Origin of the sequence: Rhodobacter sp. NTK016B (assembly GCF_017303295.1) — a bacterium.
GTDB lineage: Bacteria > Pseudomonadota > Alphaproteobacteria > Rhodobacterales > Rhodobacteraceae > Pararhodobacter.
Genome location: NZ_JAFKOK010000004.1, coordinates 236,101 through 251,746 on the forward strand (window position 1 = coordinate 236,101; position 15,646 = coordinate 251,746).

General features: G+C 65.9%; 18 protein-coding genes. 5 read left to right on the plus strand and 13 right to left on the minus strand.

Translation table 11 applies throughout. The features are described from left to right. Positions 1–165: 165 nt before the first annotated feature. Positions 166–861 carry a nitroreductase family protein gene (locus JI664_RS07280; RefSeq protein ID WP_207013062.1) on the minus strand — a complete coding sequence of 232 codons (696 nt, stop codon included), beginning with the start codon at positions 859–861 and terminating at the stop codon, positions 166–168. 103 nt (positions 862–964) lie between these two features. Between JI664_RS07280 and JI664_RS07285 the strand changes: the two genes are divergently transcribed. Next, positions 965–2,185, plus strand: coding sequence for an FAD-dependent oxidoreductase (locus JI664_RS07285; protein ID WP_286173928.1), 1,221 nt, complete (start codon positions 965–967; stop codon positions 2,183–2,185). A gap of 136 nt (positions 2,186–2,321) precedes the next feature. Next, positions 2,322–4,046 (plus strand): EamA family transporter, encoded by a 1,725-nt coding sequence (locus JI664_RS07290; RefSeq protein WP_207013064.1) that lies wholly within the window; start codon positions 2,322–2,324, stop codon positions 4,044–4,046. A gap of 3 nt (positions 4,047–4,049) precedes the next feature. On the opposite strand, the gene ureG is transcribed toward JI664_RS07290, so the two are convergent. The 4 genes from ureG to JI664_RS07310 are packed head-to-tail and all read right to left on the minus strand — an operon-like array spanning position 4,050 to position 6,625. After that, positions 4,050–4,667 carry an urease accessory protein UreG gene (gene ureG / locus JI664_RS07295; protein WP_207013065.1) on the minus strand — a complete coding sequence of 206 codons (618 nt, stop codon included), beginning with the start codon at positions 4,665–4,667 and terminating at the stop codon, positions 4,050–4,052. Next, positions 4,664–5,734, minus strand: coding sequence for an urease accessory protein UreF (locus JI664_RS24225; protein WP_207013066.1), 1,071 nt, complete (start codon positions 5,732–5,734; stop codon positions 4,664–4,666). Before JI664_RS24225 ends, ureG begins: the two co-directional genes overlap by 4 nt. After that, positions 5,727–6,008 carry a YrhK family protein gene (locus tag JI664_RS07305; protein WP_207013067.1) on the minus strand — a complete coding sequence of 94 codons (282 nt, stop codon included), beginning with the start codon at positions 6,006–6,008 and terminating at the stop codon, positions 5,727–5,729. Before JI664_RS07305 ends, JI664_RS24225 begins: the two co-directional genes overlap by 8 nt. After that, entirely contained in the window at positions 6,005–6,625 is a 621-nt protein-coding gene (locus JI664_RS07310) for an urease accessory protein UreE (RefSeq protein WP_207013068.1), read from the minus strand. Before JI664_RS07310 ends, JI664_RS07305 begins: the two co-directional genes overlap by 4 nt. Positions 6,626–6,696: 71 nt before the next feature. Here JI664_RS07310 and JI664_RS07315 point away from each other — a divergent pair, with 71 nt between their 5' ends. After that, positions 6,697–7,095, plus strand: a complete 399-nt coding sequence (locus tag JI664_RS07315; protein WP_207013069.1) for a hypothetical protein — start codon at positions 6,697–6,699, stop codon at positions 7,093–7,095. 377 nt (positions 7,096–7,472) lie between these two features. On the opposite strand, the gene JI664_RS07320 is transcribed toward JI664_RS07315, so the two are convergent. The 7 genes from JI664_RS07320 to JI664_RS07350 all read right to left on the minus strand — a co-directional run bounded on the left by JI664_RS07320 (position 7,473) and on the right by JI664_RS07350 (position 12,391). Next, on the minus strand, positions 7,473–7,694 hold the full coding sequence (locus JI664_RS07320; protein ID WP_207013070.1) for a hypothetical protein: 222 nt from the start codon (positions 7,692–7,694) through the stop codon (positions 7,473–7,475). A gap of 322 nt (positions 7,695–8,016) precedes the next feature. After that, positions 8,017–9,726 (minus strand): urease subunit alpha, encoded by a 1,710-nt coding sequence (gene ureC, locus JI664_RS07325; RefSeq protein ID WP_207013071.1) that lies wholly within the window; start codon positions 9,724–9,726, stop codon positions 8,017–8,019. Positions 9,727–9,760: 34 nt separating this feature from the next. Then, positions 9,761–10,261, minus strand: coding sequence for a GFA family protein (locus JI664_RS07330; RefSeq protein ID WP_207013072.1), 501 nt, complete (start codon positions 10,259–10,261; stop codon positions 9,761–9,763). A 97-nt stretch (positions 10,262–10,358) separates the two neighbouring features. Beyond that, positions 10,359–10,667, minus strand: a complete 309-nt coding sequence (locus JI664_RS07335) for an urease subunit beta (RefSeq protein ID WP_207013073.1) — start codon at positions 10,665–10,667, stop codon at positions 10,359–10,361. 10 nt (positions 10,668–10,677) lie between these two features. Further along, positions 10,678–11,253 carry a HupE/UreJ family protein gene (locus JI664_RS07340; RefSeq protein ID WP_207013074.1) on the minus strand — a complete coding sequence of 192 codons (576 nt, stop codon included), beginning with the start codon at positions 11,251–11,253 and terminating at the stop codon, positions 10,678–10,680. Between the two features lie 20 nt (positions 11,254–11,273). Continuing rightward, entirely contained in the window at positions 11,274–11,576 is a 303-nt protein-coding gene (locus JI664_RS07345) for an urease subunit gamma (RefSeq protein ID WP_207013075.1), read from the minus strand. A 26-nt stretch (positions 11,577–11,602) separates the two neighbouring features. After that, entirely contained in the window at positions 11,603–12,391 is a 789-nt protein-coding gene (locus JI664_RS07350) for an urease accessory protein UreD (RefSeq protein ID WP_207013076.1), read from the minus strand. A gap of 290 nt (positions 12,392–12,681) precedes the next feature. Between JI664_RS07350 and JI664_RS07355 the strand changes: the two genes are divergently transcribed. Then, positions 12,682–13,560 (plus strand): HAD-IIA family hydrolase, encoded by an 879-nt coding sequence (locus JI664_RS07355; protein ID WP_207013077.1) that lies wholly within the window; start codon positions 12,682–12,684, stop codon positions 13,558–13,560. After that, positions 13,557–14,006: an SAM-dependent methyltransferase gene (locus tag JI664_RS07360; RefSeq protein ID WP_207013078.1), complete on the plus strand. Its 450-nt coding sequence runs from the start codon at positions 13,557–13,559 to the stop codon at positions 14,004–14,006. The genes JI664_RS07355 and JI664_RS07360 overlap by 4 nt, the downstream gene beginning before the upstream one ends. Here JI664_RS07360 and JI664_RS07365 read toward each other — a convergent pair whose 3' ends face one another. Beyond that, the gene (locus tag JI664_RS07365) at positions 14,007–15,539 is read right to left on the minus strand and encodes a DHA2 family efflux MFS transporter permease subunit (RefSeq protein WP_207013079.1); all 1,533 of its coding nucleotides are present in this window, start codon (positions 15,537–15,539) and stop codon (positions 14,007–14,009) included. Between the last annotated feature and the right edge of the window lie 107 nt (positions 15,540–15,646).

Consider the following 15,646-nt stretch of genomic DNA (forward strand, 5'->3'; position numbering starts at 1 on the left):
AGAGGATGGCAATGACGATCGCGACGGGTGAACGACTACGGTCATGACTCGATCTTACCTATAGCCATCGCTCGCGGCACTCGTCATCTAATGGCAATGCGTCCCGCCCCAAGGCATCAGGGATTGTGCTCGCCAATCGTGGGCTGATTCCGCCGGAACGGGGCTTTAGCCGCGAAACACGCTCATAATCTCGTCGAGAGGCTTCTTGATCTTGGCGACCTGCGGCACCGTTGCTTCGGGCGCGGGGAAGCCCACGGGCAGGATCATGACCGCCTTTTCCGACTCGGGCCGGTTGCACAAGGCGTTTAGGAATTTCATCGGGTTGGGCGTGTGTTCCAGACAGACCAGCCCGGCATGGTGCAAGGCGGCGATCAACATCCCGGTGGCGATGCCGACGCTTTCGGGGACGTAGTAATTCTTGTAGCGCTCGCCGTCCTGCGTGACGCCCCAGCGCTGCGCGAAGACGACGATGAGCCATGGCGCATCGGTGAGATGGGGCTTCGACGCGCCCGTGCCGATGGGTTCAAGCGCGGCCAGCCATTCGTCGCTGGCGCCGCCTTGGTAGAAGGCACGCTCTTCCTCTTCGGCGGCGTCGCGGATCTGTTGTTTCATCGCCGGGTCCGAAATCGCCACGAAATGCCAAGGCTGATGATTGGCGCCCGACGGCGCGGTGCCCGCGGCGGCGATGCAGGCGGCGATCACCGCTTCAGGGACCGGGCGGGTATCGTAGTCGCGCACCGAATGGCGTTTTTTCATGTAGGCGAGGAAGGCTTCGGCCTGTGCGAGCGTTTCGGCCTCGGGCCGTTGCACCCGGTCGGGCAGGGGGATGGGCTGATACTGAACCTGACCTTTGGAATACATGGCTAACCTCCCGATTTTGCAAAGGCGTAGCAAGCCGCGCAGCCCGGGTCCAGCGTCCTTGCGCGGGCGGCATCGCGGGCGCATGGTGGTCGGCATGGAACAGATGACGACACGCTGTGTGATCTCGGGCGGCGGCCCGGCGGGGCTGATGGCCGGATTCCTGCTGGCGCGCGCCGGTGTCGAGGTGGTCGTGCTTGAGAAACACCGCGATTTCCTGCGCGATTTCCGGGGCGATACCATCCACCCATCGACGCTGCGGATCATGGAGGCGCTGGGGCTGCTCGACGAGCTGCTGGCGCTGCCGCATTACCCGTTCCGGCATATGGAATTCAGCTTCGGCGACAGGGCGGTTCCGGTCGTGGATTTCACCCCGCTGGGCGAGCGGACCGGCTTCGTGGCGATGATGCCTCAATGGGATTTTCTGGATTTCGTCGCACAGAAAGCGGCGGACTATCCGGGTTTCACGCTATTGATGCGCACCGAAAGCGAGGCGCTGATCGAAGAAAACGGGCGCGTCACCGGGCTGCGGGCCAAGGGGCCTGCAGGGCCGGTCGAGATCCGCGCGGATCTGGTGCTGGTCGCGGATGGTCGGGATTCGGCGCTGCGCGATACGGCCGGGCTGGATGTGCAGGACCTTGGTGCGCCGATCGACGTGTTATGGTTCCGGGTCAGCCGCACTTCGGGCGAGAACCCGGAATCACTGGGCCGGTTGAAGGATGGCAGCATCGTCATTCAGCTCAATCGCGGCAATTACTGGCAGATGGCCTTCATCGTACCCAAGAACGGGGCAGAGCGGGTGCGGGCCGAGGGGCTTGCGGCGTTCCGCCGTCGCGTCGGTGCCGCGACGGGGATCGAGGCCGCGCGGCTTGAGGAAATCGACGACTGGGACAAGGTGAAACTGCTCAGCGTGCAGGTCAACCGGCTTCAGCGCTGGTGGCGCGACGGGCTGTTGTGCATCGGCGACGCGGCGCATGCGATGTCGCCAGTGGGCGGCGTGGGCATCAACCTTGCGGTGCAGGACGCGGTGGCGGCGGCGAATATCCTTGCCGCGCCACTGCGCAACGGAACGCTGAGTGTCGATCATCTGCAGCAGGTCCAGAAGCGGCGCCTGTGGCCCGCACGGGTGACGCAGCGGTTTCAGGTCTTCTTGCAGGACCGGGTGATCCGCCCGGCGCTGGACAAACCCGATGCGCCGCCGCCGCTGCCGCTGCGGATTCTGGCGAGGGTGCCGTATCTGCGGCGCTTCCCGGCGCGGTTCATCGGACTGGGTCTGCGGCCCGAACTTCCCCGCGCGGGTGAGGTTGCACCGGGCGACGCGTGTTAGCCGCCACCCTGAGCGCGCCTTTGCCCGGCACTCCCATCCTACGGGAGCGGCGATTGACGGCGCGGGCCGCGTTCGTTACGGGAGGCCACTTGCCTGATCCCTCGCCTGATCCCACCTCGTGGACGGGACCCTGACCATGCCCACCTCTTTGCTTCTGATCCTCACCGCCGCAGGCTTCGGTGCGTCGCCGCTGCTGATTGCCGAGGCCGTAGCCTATTTCCCGCCCTGGACATTGGCCGCCCTGCGCTCGGCGCTGGGGTTGCCGCTGCTGATCCTCGCTGCCGGGGCGCTTGGCCCGCAGAAGCGTTTGAGCCGCTACGACCTGCTGACCGCTCTGGTCGGCGGGACGCTCGTCGTGGCGATCCCCTTCGTCAGCATGGCGGCGGGGATGCAGTATATCCCGTCGGGCATGGGCGGGATGCTCTATGCCACGATGCCGCTTTTCACGCTGGCGATGGCGGCGATGTTCCTGCCCGATGAGCCCGCCACGCTGGAACAGGGGATGCGCATCGGTGTGGGCATTCTGGGCGTTCTGCTGATCTCGGTTCCGGCGATCATCGCGGGCGGTTTCGGTCAGGCAGGGTTCGGCACGCTGCTGACGCTGATCTCTCCCCTGAGCTATGCTGCCGGGAATGTCTGGTTCCGCCGCCGCCGCCGGGTCGCGCCGCTGATGTTGTCGGCGGCGATGTTCGCGGTCGGCACCGTGGCGATCTGGCCTCTGGCCTTGTTGATTGACGGCCCTGTCGTGGCCGATCCGTCCTTCGCGGTGATCGGCACCCTCGTGGCGCTGGTCGTTCTGGCCACGGTCGCGCCCAACCTTCTGAATTATGCACTGGTCCAGCAGGCGGGCGCGAACCGCGCGGCGCTGGCGATGTTCCTCATGCCCGCCTTCAGTGTGGTATTCGGCATGATCTTCCGTGACGAGCGGCTGCCGCTTCTGGCATTCGGCGGGCTGGCGCTGGTGATCGCTGCCTCGACGGTGAAACTGCCGAAATGGCGGCGCGCGAAATCGGCCCTCGCGGCCGAGGCGCAGGGACATCGCGTGGTTCGTCAGATGGGACCGGCAGCGCGCGCCCGTGCGGAAGCCGCCGCCGAGGCCAGCGCGACCCCGACGCCACCGACGGCGGCGATCGATCAGGGCCCGAAAGCTGCGGGTCTGAACGCTCAGGGACGGAATGCTGAAGGCCGGACAGGGCAGGGTGCCGGCGGGCAAGGCCCCAACCAGCAAGGCCAGAAGCCGCAAGGGCAAAAATGGCAGGGCCAGAAGTGGCAAGGGCAACAGCCCAAAGCCGCGAACCCGCAAGGTCAGAACGCGCAGGCCTTGAAGGGACAGGCTTGGAAGGGGCAGGCCGGTAACAACCAAGCGGGGAAAGCCGCGGGACCCAATGCACAGGGTCCGGGCGCTCAGGCCGCGACGGCACGGGGCCCCAATGCGCAGACGAAGCCCGCTCAGGCTGGCAATCGCCCGGCTGCGGCCGGTCAATGGCCCAAGCCGCAAGGCGCGAAGGCCGGCGGAGGGCAGGTCCGACAGGGCGTCAAGGCAAATGGTCCGCAAGCACCGGCGACAGCGCCGGTGGCTGCTTCGGCTAAGGGCGAGGCACAACAGCCCCCCAAAGCCCCCGCGAAGGCACCGGCGGGCGGACAAGCAGGCGGTACAGGATGGGCCGGGAACGGCAAGAAGGCCGCTGCGTCGCAAGGCCGGAACCAAAGCGCCAACAAAGCCGCCGCTCAAGAGCCCGGTCAACCTGCCGCGAAACCGGGAGCGAAAGCCGGTGGCGCAACAGCACCGGACGGCTCTGGTTCAAACCCCGACACGCCGCGCCAACCGCCACGCGGCCCGCGTCCGACCGAAGACGCCTGAGGTTCAGCTCAGCGCCAGCCCGCCTTCGCGTTCCAGAAACGCCACGACCGCGTCGATCCCCACCGTGTTGCGAACCTGGGCCAGCACATAGGGTTTCGTACCACGCGCCTTTTGCGTGTCCGCTTCCAGAAGCGTCAGGTCGACCCCGACATACGGCGCCAGATCGGTCTTGTTGACCACCAGAAGGTCCGATTTCGTCAGCCCCGGCCCGCGCTTGCGCGGAATGTCCTGCCCGGCGGCGGTGTCTATCACATAGATCGTCAGATCCGCCAGCTCGGGCGAGAAGGTCGCGGCAAGGTTGTCACCGCCCGACTCGATCAAAATCAGGTCGAGCCCCGGAATGTCGGTCGTCAATTCATCCACGGCGGCAAGGTTAATCGACGCATCCTCGCGGATCGCGGTATGCGGACAACCGCCTGTTTCGACGCCCTTGATGCGCGCCTCGGGCAGAACCTGCGCGCGCAGCAGGTAATCGGCATCCTCGCGCGTGTAGATGTCATTGGTGATCACCGCCATCGAGCAGCGCCCGGCCAGCGCCCGCGCAAGTTGCTCGGTCAGCGAGGTCTTGCCGCAGCCCACCGGGCCGCCGATCCCGACCCGAAGGGGGCCATGTTTACTCATGTGCGAAAGATCCTGACGTCTTGGGTTTCGTGTTCGAAAGCGGCCAGATCCCCGGCCAGCGCAGAGCCGCCGAGATCGTCGAGCGTGGCCTCGGCCGCCTGGCTCGCCAGCGCAAGGATGACCGGTGCAAGACGGGCAAGGACCGTCTGACCCTCGGTCTGGCCCAGCGGAACATGGCGCACGGCGATGGTGACGAGGTTCCCGGCAAAGCCCTGAAGGTAAAGCGCAATCACGGTCGAGGACGGCAATGCCGTCCGCCGCGCGGCCTCGGCAAGCGCGACGGGCAGGGTGCGCGGGCCATGGGATCTGGGGGGCATGTCTGTGATGTTGCTTTGATGCGACGCGGTGGACGGATCGGCCCCGGCAACCGTCGAGATCGGTGCGGACCGGGGGCTTTCCATGTCTGTCGCATTAGTGCCAGTGGTCTCTGGCATCGCCCGAGGAGTGACCTCGTCTGTGCGTGCTGGCCCTGTCTGAGCGCTGGCATTCGCGGTTGTCTGTTGCGGTTGTTTCCAGCCTTGGTGGGCCTCTGTCGGCTCTGCTTCGGGCGTAAGAGCGGAAGACGGCGCGGCTGCACCACCGTCACCAGTCTCCTGCGAGACCGACGCAACGCTCTCTCTCTTAGCCGAGGTCAGACCTTCGCCGGGTTGCGCGGCCGGATCCGTTGGCATCGTTGCTGCCGGGGCCGCGCTCACTTGAGCAGCCGCATTCGCGCCCGGCACATCAGCCCCGCCCATTCCGGCGATCGTCCGCGCCAGCGCGGCGCCCTGATCGAGCGTCTCTTTCAGTCGCTCGGCCGAAGGGGCCAGCGCGCGTGCCAGCGCATCGAGCGCGTCGAGATCGTTTTCCTTCCGCAGCCCCTGCGCCAACAGCACCGCATCCTGCCATCCTGCCCCGTGCAACAAGATGCCGGTCAGCCAGTCTTCGAGCGTCGCGGCGTCATGGATGGTGCCGGTCGCTACCACCCGTTCGAGCCCGTGCGAATAGGCAAAGGCACCGGTCGGAAAGGCCGGCGAAAGCCATTGCGTCAAGCAAAGCAGATCGGCTGCGTTGGGCGTGTCAGTCATTGAGCCTCTTGGCGACGTCTTCGACATCGCCGAGTGTCACCATCCTGATCTCGCGTGCAAGCCGGATCGTCGGTTTCAGCCCGAAGCAGATCGAGCCCACGATGAACATCCAGGTGCCGATGGTCACAGTGCTTTCCCACAAGAACAGCACCGAGCCCACGATGAACAGCCCGGCGGCGCTGAAATCGACCATCGTATAGGCGATCTCATAGGTCGCCCAGATACGCGCGTGATCGGCCGAGGCATGACGGTTTCCGGGGGCAAACAGCTTCATTGATCGTCCCCGTCCAGAGTGGAATGCACGCCATGGTGGTGAACAACGTCTGATACGCGATCATGGGCGTGATGATGTCCATGTTTATTATCGCCATGCGTATGATCGCCATGCTCACTGTCGCCATGGTGATGACCATGTCCGGCATGCGAGTGGCCATGATCATGCCCCATGGTCCGGCCGGTCCCGTAGGCGCCCGATTCCGGCGCGAAGGGTTGCGTCACGCGGGTGATCGTCGCGCCCAGCCCTTCAAGCATCCGCTCGAGCACATGGTCTTCGCGGATCAGCAAATGGTCTTCATGGATTTCGCAGGGCGTGTGGCGGTTGCCGATATGCCAGGCCAGTCGCGCCAGATCGCCCGTGACGCGCAGCACGGCCTCACCGGCAGCGACGATGCGGATCACCCGGCCGTCTTCAAGCTCGAAGCCCCAATACTCGTCAAGATTGGTGACGGCGGGCAGGTCGACCATGAAGCCCTGACCGTGCTGCGTTTGCAGCCTTTTGCGTCGCAGCATCCGTGCGTCATAATCCAAAACGACGCTGTCATAACTTTCGGGCACGGCGTCGTGCAGCAGGCGGGCGACCGGCGGAAGGTCGGAATTGGGCAGATCGTGCATCCCGGTATCCTCGTAAACGTGGTGTTTACCCTCGCATCGCACCATCGCGGACGCAAGCGATGGAGGAAACGATGAGGATATCGGCAGAAGTCGATGAACTGGCGATGGTGCGCAGCCGTATCGCCCGGCTCAGAGCGCGCGAAGCAGAGTTATGCGCCACGCTGATCGCGGGCGATGCTGCGGCGCGGCGCGGGCGCTGGACAATCGCCCATCTGCGCGAAATCCGGGTGCGCGTGTTTGATCACCGGCTTTTGCCGCTCGACCTGCAGGCGGATGGAACGTTCTGGCAAGAGCAGACGAAAATCGTTGTGGATGTGAGCCTACGCGACGGTCTGGCGCCGGGTGCGACGGATATGCGCGCGGATGACCGGCAACTGGCATCGCAGAATGCCTTGGTGCCCGCCATACCCGACCTGGCCGACGCGGCACTGATCGCCATGTCGCAAGAGGTCGACGCCGCCTGGACCTGACGAGAAAAGGGCGCGTCGCGTCAGCTGGGACGGAAAAAGTGTCTCTTGGCAGGAGGTGTCAGCGCGGGGTCTTGGTGCCGCCGAAACCCCGCCAAGTGCAGCGCGCCTTCGGCGAAAGTTTCGGCTTCAGAGCCTTTCGCTCGAGAGCCAAGACACCCCCCGCGCTGACGTCGTTTCCGGCTACGCGAAGTTGCTGCCGGCGCGACATGTGAGACGGCGTCTTGCTCAGGCGTATCTGTTGAAACCCTCCTGCGGCGAGGGTTTGGCAAGCAAATCCGTCATGGCCGGGTCACGCGATGCTAAAACCCCATGACAACACAAGCCCCGCGGCGGCGTTCACCCGGTCAGAAACCCGAGCGCCGCCCTGCCGTTGATGCTTACAGACACAGACGGTCGCGGAAGACGTGTTGGACGATACCGTCGCGGGTGATGCCCATACGCTCGAGCTGCGCGTCCGACATCAGTTGCAGGCGTTCGATCTCGTCACGACGCGACCGGGCTTCGACGAAGGCATTGACCCCTTGGCCGAGCGCTACGAAGAACGCGTCGATCTGCGCGCGCAGGCGCGGCGAAAAATCGGAAGTGCTGGTGAAGGCCATTGTGGAAACCTCGTTTGGCTGGCGGGTTTCCTCCCTGATATCAAGATAGGACAAGAGTGCTGACATAACCATTGACCATTCGGCATGGGCGCTTTGCACTTGCAGCATGGCGCGTCGGAAGCGGCAAACCAGTTTGCGGTGGACGGGATGGGAAAGGGGGCTGTCTGCCCCCTCTTGGCCTCCGGCCAATTCACCCCCGAGGATACTTCCGGATCAAAGATGATGGTTAACGGCAACTTAACCATCTTTGTTCTTCAAATATCCCGGGGGGGCCGGGGGGGCTGGCCCCCCGAAGCAGCCGCGAGCACCGGGTGCAATGTGTTCAGAACAGGAAGTATCGTTGCGCGAGCGGCAATTCGCTGGCCGGTTCGCAGGTCAGAAGAACGCCGTCGGCGCGGACTTCGTAGGTCTCGGGGTCGACCTCGATCTGCGGCGTGGCGTCATTGTGTTTCATGTCGGCTTTGCTCACGCCTCGGCAGCCTTTGACAGGGACCACGCTTTTGGCCAGTCCCAGCGTCCGGGCGATGTCGGCGTCAAAGGCGGCCTGCGACACGAAGGTGACGGCCGAACGTTCGACCGAGCGGCCCATCGCGCCGAACATCGGGCGGGAATAGACCGGCTGGGGCGTTGGGATCGAGGCGTTGGGATCGCCCATCTGTGCCATGGCGATGGTGCCGCCGATCAGCACCATTTCGGGCTTGGCGCCGAAGAAGACGGGCGACCAGAGCACCAGATCGGCACGTTTTCCGATTTCGATCGAGCCGATCTCGTCGGCCATGCCATGCACGATGGCCGGATTGATCGTGTATTTCGCGACATAGCGGCGGGCGCGGAGATTGTCGTTCTCGCCCGTTTCCTCGGGCAGGCGGCCGCGCTGTTGCTTCATCTTCGACGCGGTCTGCCAGGTGCGGGTGATGACCTCGCCCACGCGGCCCATGGCCTGACTGTCGGACGAGATGATCGAGAAAGCGCCCATATCGTGCAGGATATCCTCGGCGGCGATGGTTTCGCGGCGGATCCGGCTTTCGGCGAAGGCGACGTCCTCGGGCACCTTGCGCGAGAGGTGGTGGCAGACCATCAGCATGTCGAGATGTTCCTCGATTGTGTTGACGGTATAGGGCATGGTCGGGTTGGTCGATGACGGGATCACGTTCTGCGATCCCACGACCTTGATGATGTCGGGCGCGTGTCCGCCGCCCGCACCCTCGGTATGGAAGGCGTGGATGGTGCGCCCGCCGATGGCCGCCAGCGTGTTCTCGACGAAGCCCGATTCATTGAGCGTGTCGGTATGGATCATCACCTGCACGTCCATCTCTTCGGCCACGCTCAGGCAGCAATCGATGGCGGCGGGGGTGGTGCCCCAATCCTCGTGCAGTTTCAGCGCGCAGGCGCCGGCCTTGACCATTTCCACCAGCGCCTCGGGCTGCGAAGCGTTGCCCTTGCCCGCAAGCCCGATATTCATTGGCACCGCGTCCACCGCCTGCAGCATCCGGCCGATATGCCACGGCCCCGGCGTGCAGGTGGTGGCGAGCGTGCCATGCGCAGGGCCGGTGCCGCCGCCCAGCATCGTCGTGAGGCCCGAATGCAGCGCGTCCTCGATCTGCTGGGGGCAGATGAAGTGGATATGCGCGTCGAACCCGCCCGCCGTCAGGATCCGGCCTTCGCCTGCGATAATCTCGGTCCCCGGGCCGATGATCACGTCGACGCCCGGCTGGGTATCGGGGTTGCCCGCCTTGCCGATCACCGCGATCCGACCGTCACGCAGGCCCACATCGGCCTTGTAGATACCGGTATGGTCAAGGATCAGCGCGTTGGTGATCACGGTGTCCATCGCGCCCCCGGCGCGGGTGATCTGACTCTGGCCCATGCCGTCGCGGATCACCTTGCCGCCGCCGAACTTCACCTCGGAGCCGTAGATCGTCAGGTCGCGTTCGACCTCAATGATGATCTCGGTATCGCCCAGCCGCAGCCGGTCGCCTGTGGTCGGGCCGAACATGTCGGCATATTGGGCGCGGGGGATCTGATAGGGCATGGGGGTGTCCTTTCTTGCGGGCGGGATGGCGCGGTCAGTCGACCCAGAGGCCGTGAGCCTTGTGCCAATCCTCAAGCGAGGCATCGGGGTAGCGGGCGAAGCTGCGGTCCTGCGGTCCGGCCAGCACGGGAACCCAGTCGGGCTTGAAATCGAGCATCATATGCGTGCGCTCGGGCGCTTCTGGCAGTGGCGTGTCGATGATGGCGGCCAGCGGATGGACCAGAGCGGGCCAAGTCGGATCGAAAAGCCACAGATGGCAGCCGCAACGTGTGCAGAAATTGCGCTCGGCGGTCGACAGACGGCAGGCGCCGTCCTCGTCATGGATCTCGGCGCGGAATACGCCGAGATTTTCGGCCCCCTCGATGGTCAGGGTGTCGGCGCGGGCGCCCAGATTGATCGCGTAGCCGCCCCCGCCCGAGGTCTTGCGACAGATCGAGCAATAGCAAAGCTGGTAGGGCACGGGCGTATGGCTGTTCACGCCGAACCGTACCGCGCCGCAATGGCAGCTGCCCTGAAGCACGCGCCCGCCGCTCATTCTGTGATCCGTCCGTTTTGAGGCCGGGTCATGACCGGCGCAGGAGGCGAGGCGGGCATCGGCAATGGCGGCAACGGCGAAGGCGCGAGGCGGGCCATCACGACAGCTTTCCCATCACGCGGGCATTGAAGCCGTAGACCGTGCGCGCGCCCTCGAAGGGGATCAGGCGCACCTCACGCGTCTGGCCCGGCTCGAAGCGCACGGCGGTGCCGGCGGGAATGTCGAGCCGCTGGCCCAGCGCCGCCTCGCGGTCGAAGCGAAGCCCCGGATTGGTTTCGGCGAAATGGTAATGCGACCCCACCTGCACCGGCCGGTCGCCGGTATTGGCGACTTCCAGCGTCGTGACCGGCGCATCGGCATTGAGGGTGATGTCGCCCTCGGCAGGAAACAGCTCTCCGGGGATCATGATACGCTCCTTATGCCAGAGCCAGGACAAGGCCCGCACCGGCGGTCAGGGCGCCGAGGCCCCGCATCGACAGCGTGTTGACCGCGCGACCCATGCCGAGACCCGCGCCGTGCAGCGCGGCGGTGGCCAGCGCGAAGCCCAGCGCATAGGCGGCCAGCCCTGTGGCCGGGCCTTCCGCGCCATGCGCCCAGCCATGGGCAAGGCCAAAGGCCGCGACCACCGGCAGCAGCAGCGCAGTGGGCACACGGACGGCCATGGCGATCAGCGCGCCCAGCACGATGATCGAGGCGAGGATCATCGGCTCCATCGCCGGGAAGGTCAGGCCCGCCGCGCCCAACGCACCGCCGGCCAGCATCGCGCCCACGAAGGTGGCGGGCGTGGCCAGCACCGAGGCGCCACCGCGCTGCGCCGCGATCAGCCCGACCGCCAGCATCGCCAGAACGTGGTCCAGACCGCCCAACGGATGCGACAGGCCGCTCATGAAAGACAGGCCGGAATGCGCGCCGCTATGCGCCAGCGCGAGCGTGGGCAGGGCGGCGAGAGGCAGGGCGACGGGCAGGGCGAGGGCGAGGGCGAATGCGCGCATGGGGATTTCCTTGGGATAGGTCAACGGATCGGATGATGGACGGTGACGAGCTTGGTGCCGTCGGGAAAGGTGGCCTCGACCTGCACGGAGTGGATCATCTCGGGGATGCCCTCCATGCATTGCGCGGCGGTGATGACATGGGCGCCGGCTTCCATCAGCTCCGACACCGGGCGGCCATCGCGGGCGCCTTCGACGACGAAATCGGTGATCAGCGCGACCGCTTCGGGATGGTTCAGCTTCACGCCGCGTTCAAGCCGCCCGCGCGCGACCATCGCGGCGAGGCTGACCAGAAGCTTGTCCTTTTCGCGGGGGGTAAGGTTCATGCCGTTCTCCGGGACATTCGGGTCTCCTAGATCTGCCAGACGCGGGGCAAGGGGCCCGGGCGCAGGACCTGCACGAGGCGGGCGATCTGGCGCCTGAGCGGCCAGCCATCCGCCGCCATCAAACGTATCGTCAGTTTTCCATCGAAGCCAGAGGCCGCGCCCCGCACGCCCGCTTCATTCAGCGCGGCACGGACCGGACCCAGCGCATCCTCGGCCCCCTGCGCGATCAGCGCCATCGAGGCAAATGCGCGCGCGCCGTTCAGCGTCGCGGTGCCGTGCAGCGCGCTTGCGGTCAGCTTGAGCGGCTCGACCAGAAGCGGGCGGCCCGCGCGCGAAATCTCGCGCGTGTCGTGCAGCAGAAGATCCTGCACCGTCTCGCCCATCGCCGCGCGGCCCAGAACGATGGCTTCCAGCGTCAGGCATTCCGCCTGCGGCCCCAGCGCGATGCGGGTGCGGCGGCGCAGAGCCGAGCGGTCGAACAGGATGGTTTCCTGCGGCAGCCAGTCCAGCCGACCATGCGTGATATCGAGCGCCACATCCATCCGCGCGATGCCGTCGCCCGCCCGATAGGCGCGCTCGGCGGTCTGTGTGGTGGCGGTGGTGTCGCTGTCGCAATGCAGCGCATAGCCCAGCCGGTCGCCGCCGGTCAGCCCGCCAGAGGTGTTCAGGAACACGATTTCGGGGCGCTTGGGATCGGGCAGGGTGATCGCCTTGGCCGAGCCTTGCGTGAACAGCCGCCGGATCCGCCCGCCCTGCAAGGCGACATCGGCGGTGCCTCGGGTGCGCTGATGCAGGATCTGGGGTTGGGCGTGCATGGCTTGGGGATACCGTGACCGGCGGGCGGGCGAAAAGAGGGGGCGCGGCGGGCGACGGGCAATGGCGGGTTGAGTGACCCGTCAAGGGAAGGATTGCCCGTGTCTTGTGCGTTGTGCTCTAAATTTAAGCACGGCAAGAGAAATCGCCCCGACTCAGGCGCTTGCCGGTCCGCTGGCGCTGCCGGATCGTCCAAAGCTTGCCGCGCCCATGGGCGTTTTGCCGCTTTCGCTCGCGCCCGAACTTTGCCAGCATGGTCCCGGGATGATCCCACCGGACAAGCGTGAGAGCCATGAGACCCGATGCACGATGGGCCTTCGCCCGCTACCGCGCGATTGCACACCGCCTGCCGCCCACCACGCGGCTCTGGCCCAGACACAGCTACCGGATTCTGGATCTCGATTACGTCCTGAAGCGCTATGATGGTTTCATTCTGGACGCGTTCGGCGTGCTGAATATCGGCGAGGGCGTGCTGGAGCAGGCGCTCGTGCGGGTGGCGAAAATGCGCGCTCTGGGCAAGAAGGTCATGGTGCTGACCAACGGCGCCTCGGCCCCGCGCGCGGCGGCTTTGGCCAAGTATCATGGCTGGGGCTTCGACTTTTCCGACGCCGAGGTGATCGCCAGCCGGGATCTGGCCGGCGCGGCGCTGGCCGGGCGCGGTGGCGTATGGGCCGGGATCGCGCCTGACGGCGCGGGATTCGGCGATCTGCCGGGGGATGTGCGGGCGCTGGACGACGCTCTGCTGGACCGCGCGGACGGGTTTTTGTTCCTTGGCTCGCAGGACTGGACCGACGCGAAACAGGCGGCGCTGATCGCCGCGCTGAAAGCCCGCCCGCGTCCGGTAATCTGCGCCAATCCCGACATCGTCGCCCCGCGCGAAGACGGCTTCACATGGGAGCCGGGCCACTGGGCGCATCAATTGCCGGTCCCGGTCGAATACCATGGCAAGCCCTTTGCCGGTGCCTTCGATGCGGCGCTCGCGGCGATGGGGTTGCCCGCCGAGCGCGTGGCGATGGTGGGCGACACGCTGCACACCGATATCCTCGGCGGTCACGCGGCCGGATGTGCAACCGTGCTGATCAAAGGGCACGGGTTCTTCAAGGGCGTCGATCCCGACGGCTTTATCGAGGCCACAGGCATCGTGCCCACCTTCATCGCGGACGAGACATGAGCGACAAGCCGTTGAAACCCGGGGAAGAGGCGACGCAGGCCGTGCTGCCCGCCGATGCCTCGCTGGGCTTCATCGGTCATGTCGAAACCCCGTGGAAGACGCTGGCGGATTGCCCCAAACGCGCCGATCCAGATGGGCCGGTCTCGACCGCGGTGGTCAATGCGCCATGGGACCGGGCGCTGATCGGCGTCGAAGGGTTCGAGTGGATTGAGCTGTATCTGTGGTTTCACAAGGCAAGGCGCGATCTTCTGGTGATCAGGCCGGGCCATGCCGAGGGCTTGCGCGGCGTGTTCTCGCTCCGCTCGCCGGTGCGTCCGAACCCGATTGCCGTGACGAATGTGCGGCTGCTCGGCATCGAGGGGAACCGGCTGCGTGTGGCCGGGCTCGAAGCGCTGAACGGGACACCGCTTTTGGACATCAAGCCCGGGCGGTGTCCCTTCGCGTAATCACTCGGCGCGCGCCACGCTGGGCTGCGCACTGAGCGGGATCTCCCGCAGGAAGATCGCGGTCACGAAGCCCAGAATCGCAAGCCCCGCGACGATCCAGTAGATGGGCGAGATCGCATCGACCACATGCACGGCGATGGTTGCGCGCATCTCGGGCGGCATCTGCGCCAGCTGCGCGGGTCCGACCTCGGGGTTGATGGCGAGGCCGTCGAAGCTTTGCGCAAGCCGCGACGCCATCAGTGCGCCGAACAGCGCCACCGAGATCGAGGCGCCGATCTGACGGAACATCACGCTCGACGCGGTGGCAGTGCCCAGAACCGCGCGCGGCACGGCGTTCTGCACCGCGGTGGTCAGCACCGGGAAGCTGAGACCCAGCGAGAAACCGAAGAGCAACAACATGCCCGAGAACATCCACACCGAGGTATCGACAGCGATCTGCGCCAGCAGCCCGCCTGCGACGATCAGCAGGCCCATACCCACCACGGCAAGCAGCCGGTAGCGCCCGGTATTGCGCATGTAGCGCCCCGCAACGGTGGTCGCGGCGATGATACCCAGCGTCATCGGCGCCATCAGCAGGCCCGAGATCATCGGCGAGACGCCGCGCGAAACCTGCAGATAAATCGGCAGGAAGGTGACCGCGCCGAACATCATCGCGCCGGTGAGAAAGCTCAGAAGCGACGTGTTGCGGAACACGTTGCCGCGAAACAGCTCGAGCGGCAGGATCGGCTCGGGCGCACGGCGCTCGATGGCGATGAAGCTCGCACCGGCGATCAGCACGACAGCCGCAAGCGCCGCGCTTTGCACCGAAAGCCACGCGAAGGTGGTGCCGCCCAGCGCGGTGACCAGAGTCAGCGAAGCCAGCGTGATCGACAGCGTCGCCGCACCCGCCCAGTCGATGCGGTGCTTGTGCGTCGCGACATGCGCGGGGAAGCTGACGGCAAAGCCCACCACGGCCAGAACACCGAGCGGCACGTTGATGAGGAAGATCCAGTGCCAGCTGAGATTTTCGACGAAATAGCCGCCAATGAGTGGCCCGACCATCGACGAGACCGAGAAGACGGCAGCGAACATGCCCTGCACCTTGCCGCGCTCTTTGGCCGACAACACGTCGCCCACGACCGACAGCGCCAGCACGAACAGCCCGCCGCCGCCCAGGCCCTGCACCGCGCGGGCAAGGATCAGGAAGGTCATGCTGCCCGACAGGCCGCAAAGCAGCGAGCCCAGCAGGAAAAGCGCGACCGAAACAAAGACCATGACCCGGCGGCCGTAAAGATCGCCGAGCTTGCCATAGAGCGGCGCCGCGACGGTCGAGGCGAGGATATAGGCGGTGACCACCCATGACAGGTGTTCAAGCCCGCCCAGATCGGCAACGATGGTCGGCAGGGCGGTCGATACGATGGTCTGATCGAGCGCCGCCAGCAGCAGAAGCGTGGCGACCGAGCCGATCACGAGGCGGATATTGACGGGGGCGGATTGTTCGGGCGCGTCGTGCCCGGGGCCGGCGGAACCGGCTGAGGATTCTGAAAATGACATGCGGGATCTCGAATTGGACAGGCGCGTAACGAAAGCGCGTCGGGCGCTAATGTGGCGCTTCCGGGCATACGAGGCAAGGTGCCGCCTGTATTTAATTTGTGAAATTT

Excerpts from the sequence above, each read along its gene's own strand:
- JI664_RS07280 (WP_207013062.1), bottom strand. The coding sequence starts at position 861 with ATGTATTCCAAAGGTCAGGTTCAGTATCAGCCCATCCCCCTGCCCGAC.
- JI664_RS07310 (WP_207013068.1), bottom strand. The coding sequence starts at position 6,625 with ATGCACGATCTGCCCAATTCCGACCTTCCGCCGGTCGCCCGCCTGCTG.
- JI664_RS07350 (WP_207013076.1), bottom strand. The coding sequence starts at position 12,391 with ATGCACGCCCAACCCCAGATCCTGCATCAGCGCACCCGAGGCACCGCC.
- JI664_RS07330 (WP_207013072.1), bottom strand. The coding sequence starts at position 10,261 with ATGAGCGGCGGGCGCGTGCTTCAGGGCAGCTGCCATTGCGGCGCGGTA.
- JI664_RS07315 (WP_207013069.1), top strand. The coding sequence starts at position 6,697 with ATGAGGATATCGGCAGAAGTCGATGAACTGGCGATGGTGCGCAGCCGT.
- JI664_RS07345 (WP_207013075.1), bottom strand. The coding sequence starts at position 11,576 with ATGAACCTTACCCCCCGCGAAAAGGACAAGCTTCTGGTCAGCCTCGCC.
- JI664_RS24225 (WP_207013066.1), bottom strand. The coding sequence starts at position 5,734 with ATGACTGACACGCCCAACGCAGCCGATCTGCTTTGCTTGACGCAATGG.
- JI664_RS07335 (WP_207013073.1), bottom strand. The coding sequence starts at position 10,667 with ATGATCCCCGGAGAGCTGTTTCCTGCCGAGGGCGACATCACCCTCAAT.
- JI664_RS07320 (WP_207013070.1), bottom strand. The coding sequence starts at position 7,694 with ATGGCCTTCACCAGCACTTCCGATTTTTCGCCGCGCCTGCGCGCGCAG.
- ureG (WP_207013065.1), bottom strand. The coding sequence starts at position 4,667 with ATGAGTAAACATGGCCCCCTTCGGGTCGGGATCGGCGGCCCGGTGGGC.
- JI664_RS07365 (WP_207013079.1), bottom strand. The coding sequence starts at position 15,539 with ATGTCATTTTCAGAATCCTCAGCCGGTTCCGCCGGCCCCGGGCACGAC.
- JI664_RS07285 (WP_286173928.1), top strand. The coding sequence starts at position 965 with ATGACGACACGCTGTGTGATCTCGGGCGGCGGCCCGGCGGGGCTGATG.
- ureC (WP_207013071.1), bottom strand. The coding sequence starts at position 9,726 with ATGCCCTATCAGATCCCCCGCGCCCAATATGCCGACATGTTCGGCCCG.
- JI664_RS07305 (WP_207013067.1), bottom strand. The coding sequence starts at position 6,008 with ATGAAGCTGTTTGCCCCCGGAAACCGTCATGCCTCGGCCGATCACGCG.
- JI664_RS07290 (WP_207013064.1), top strand. The coding sequence starts at position 2,322 with ATGCCCACCTCTTTGCTTCTGATCCTCACCGCCGCAGGCTTCGGTGCG.
- JI664_RS07340 (WP_207013074.1), bottom strand. The coding sequence starts at position 11,253 with ATGCGCGCATTCGCCCTCGCCCTCGCCCTGCCCGTCGCCCTGCCTCTC.
- JI664_RS07360 (WP_207013078.1), top strand. The coding sequence starts at position 13,557 with ATGAGCGACAAGCCGTTGAAACCCGGGGAAGAGGCGACGCAGGCCGTG.
- JI664_RS07355 (WP_207013077.1), top strand. The coding sequence starts at position 12,682 with ATGAGACCCGATGCACGATGGGCCTTCGCCCGCTACCGCGCGATTGCA.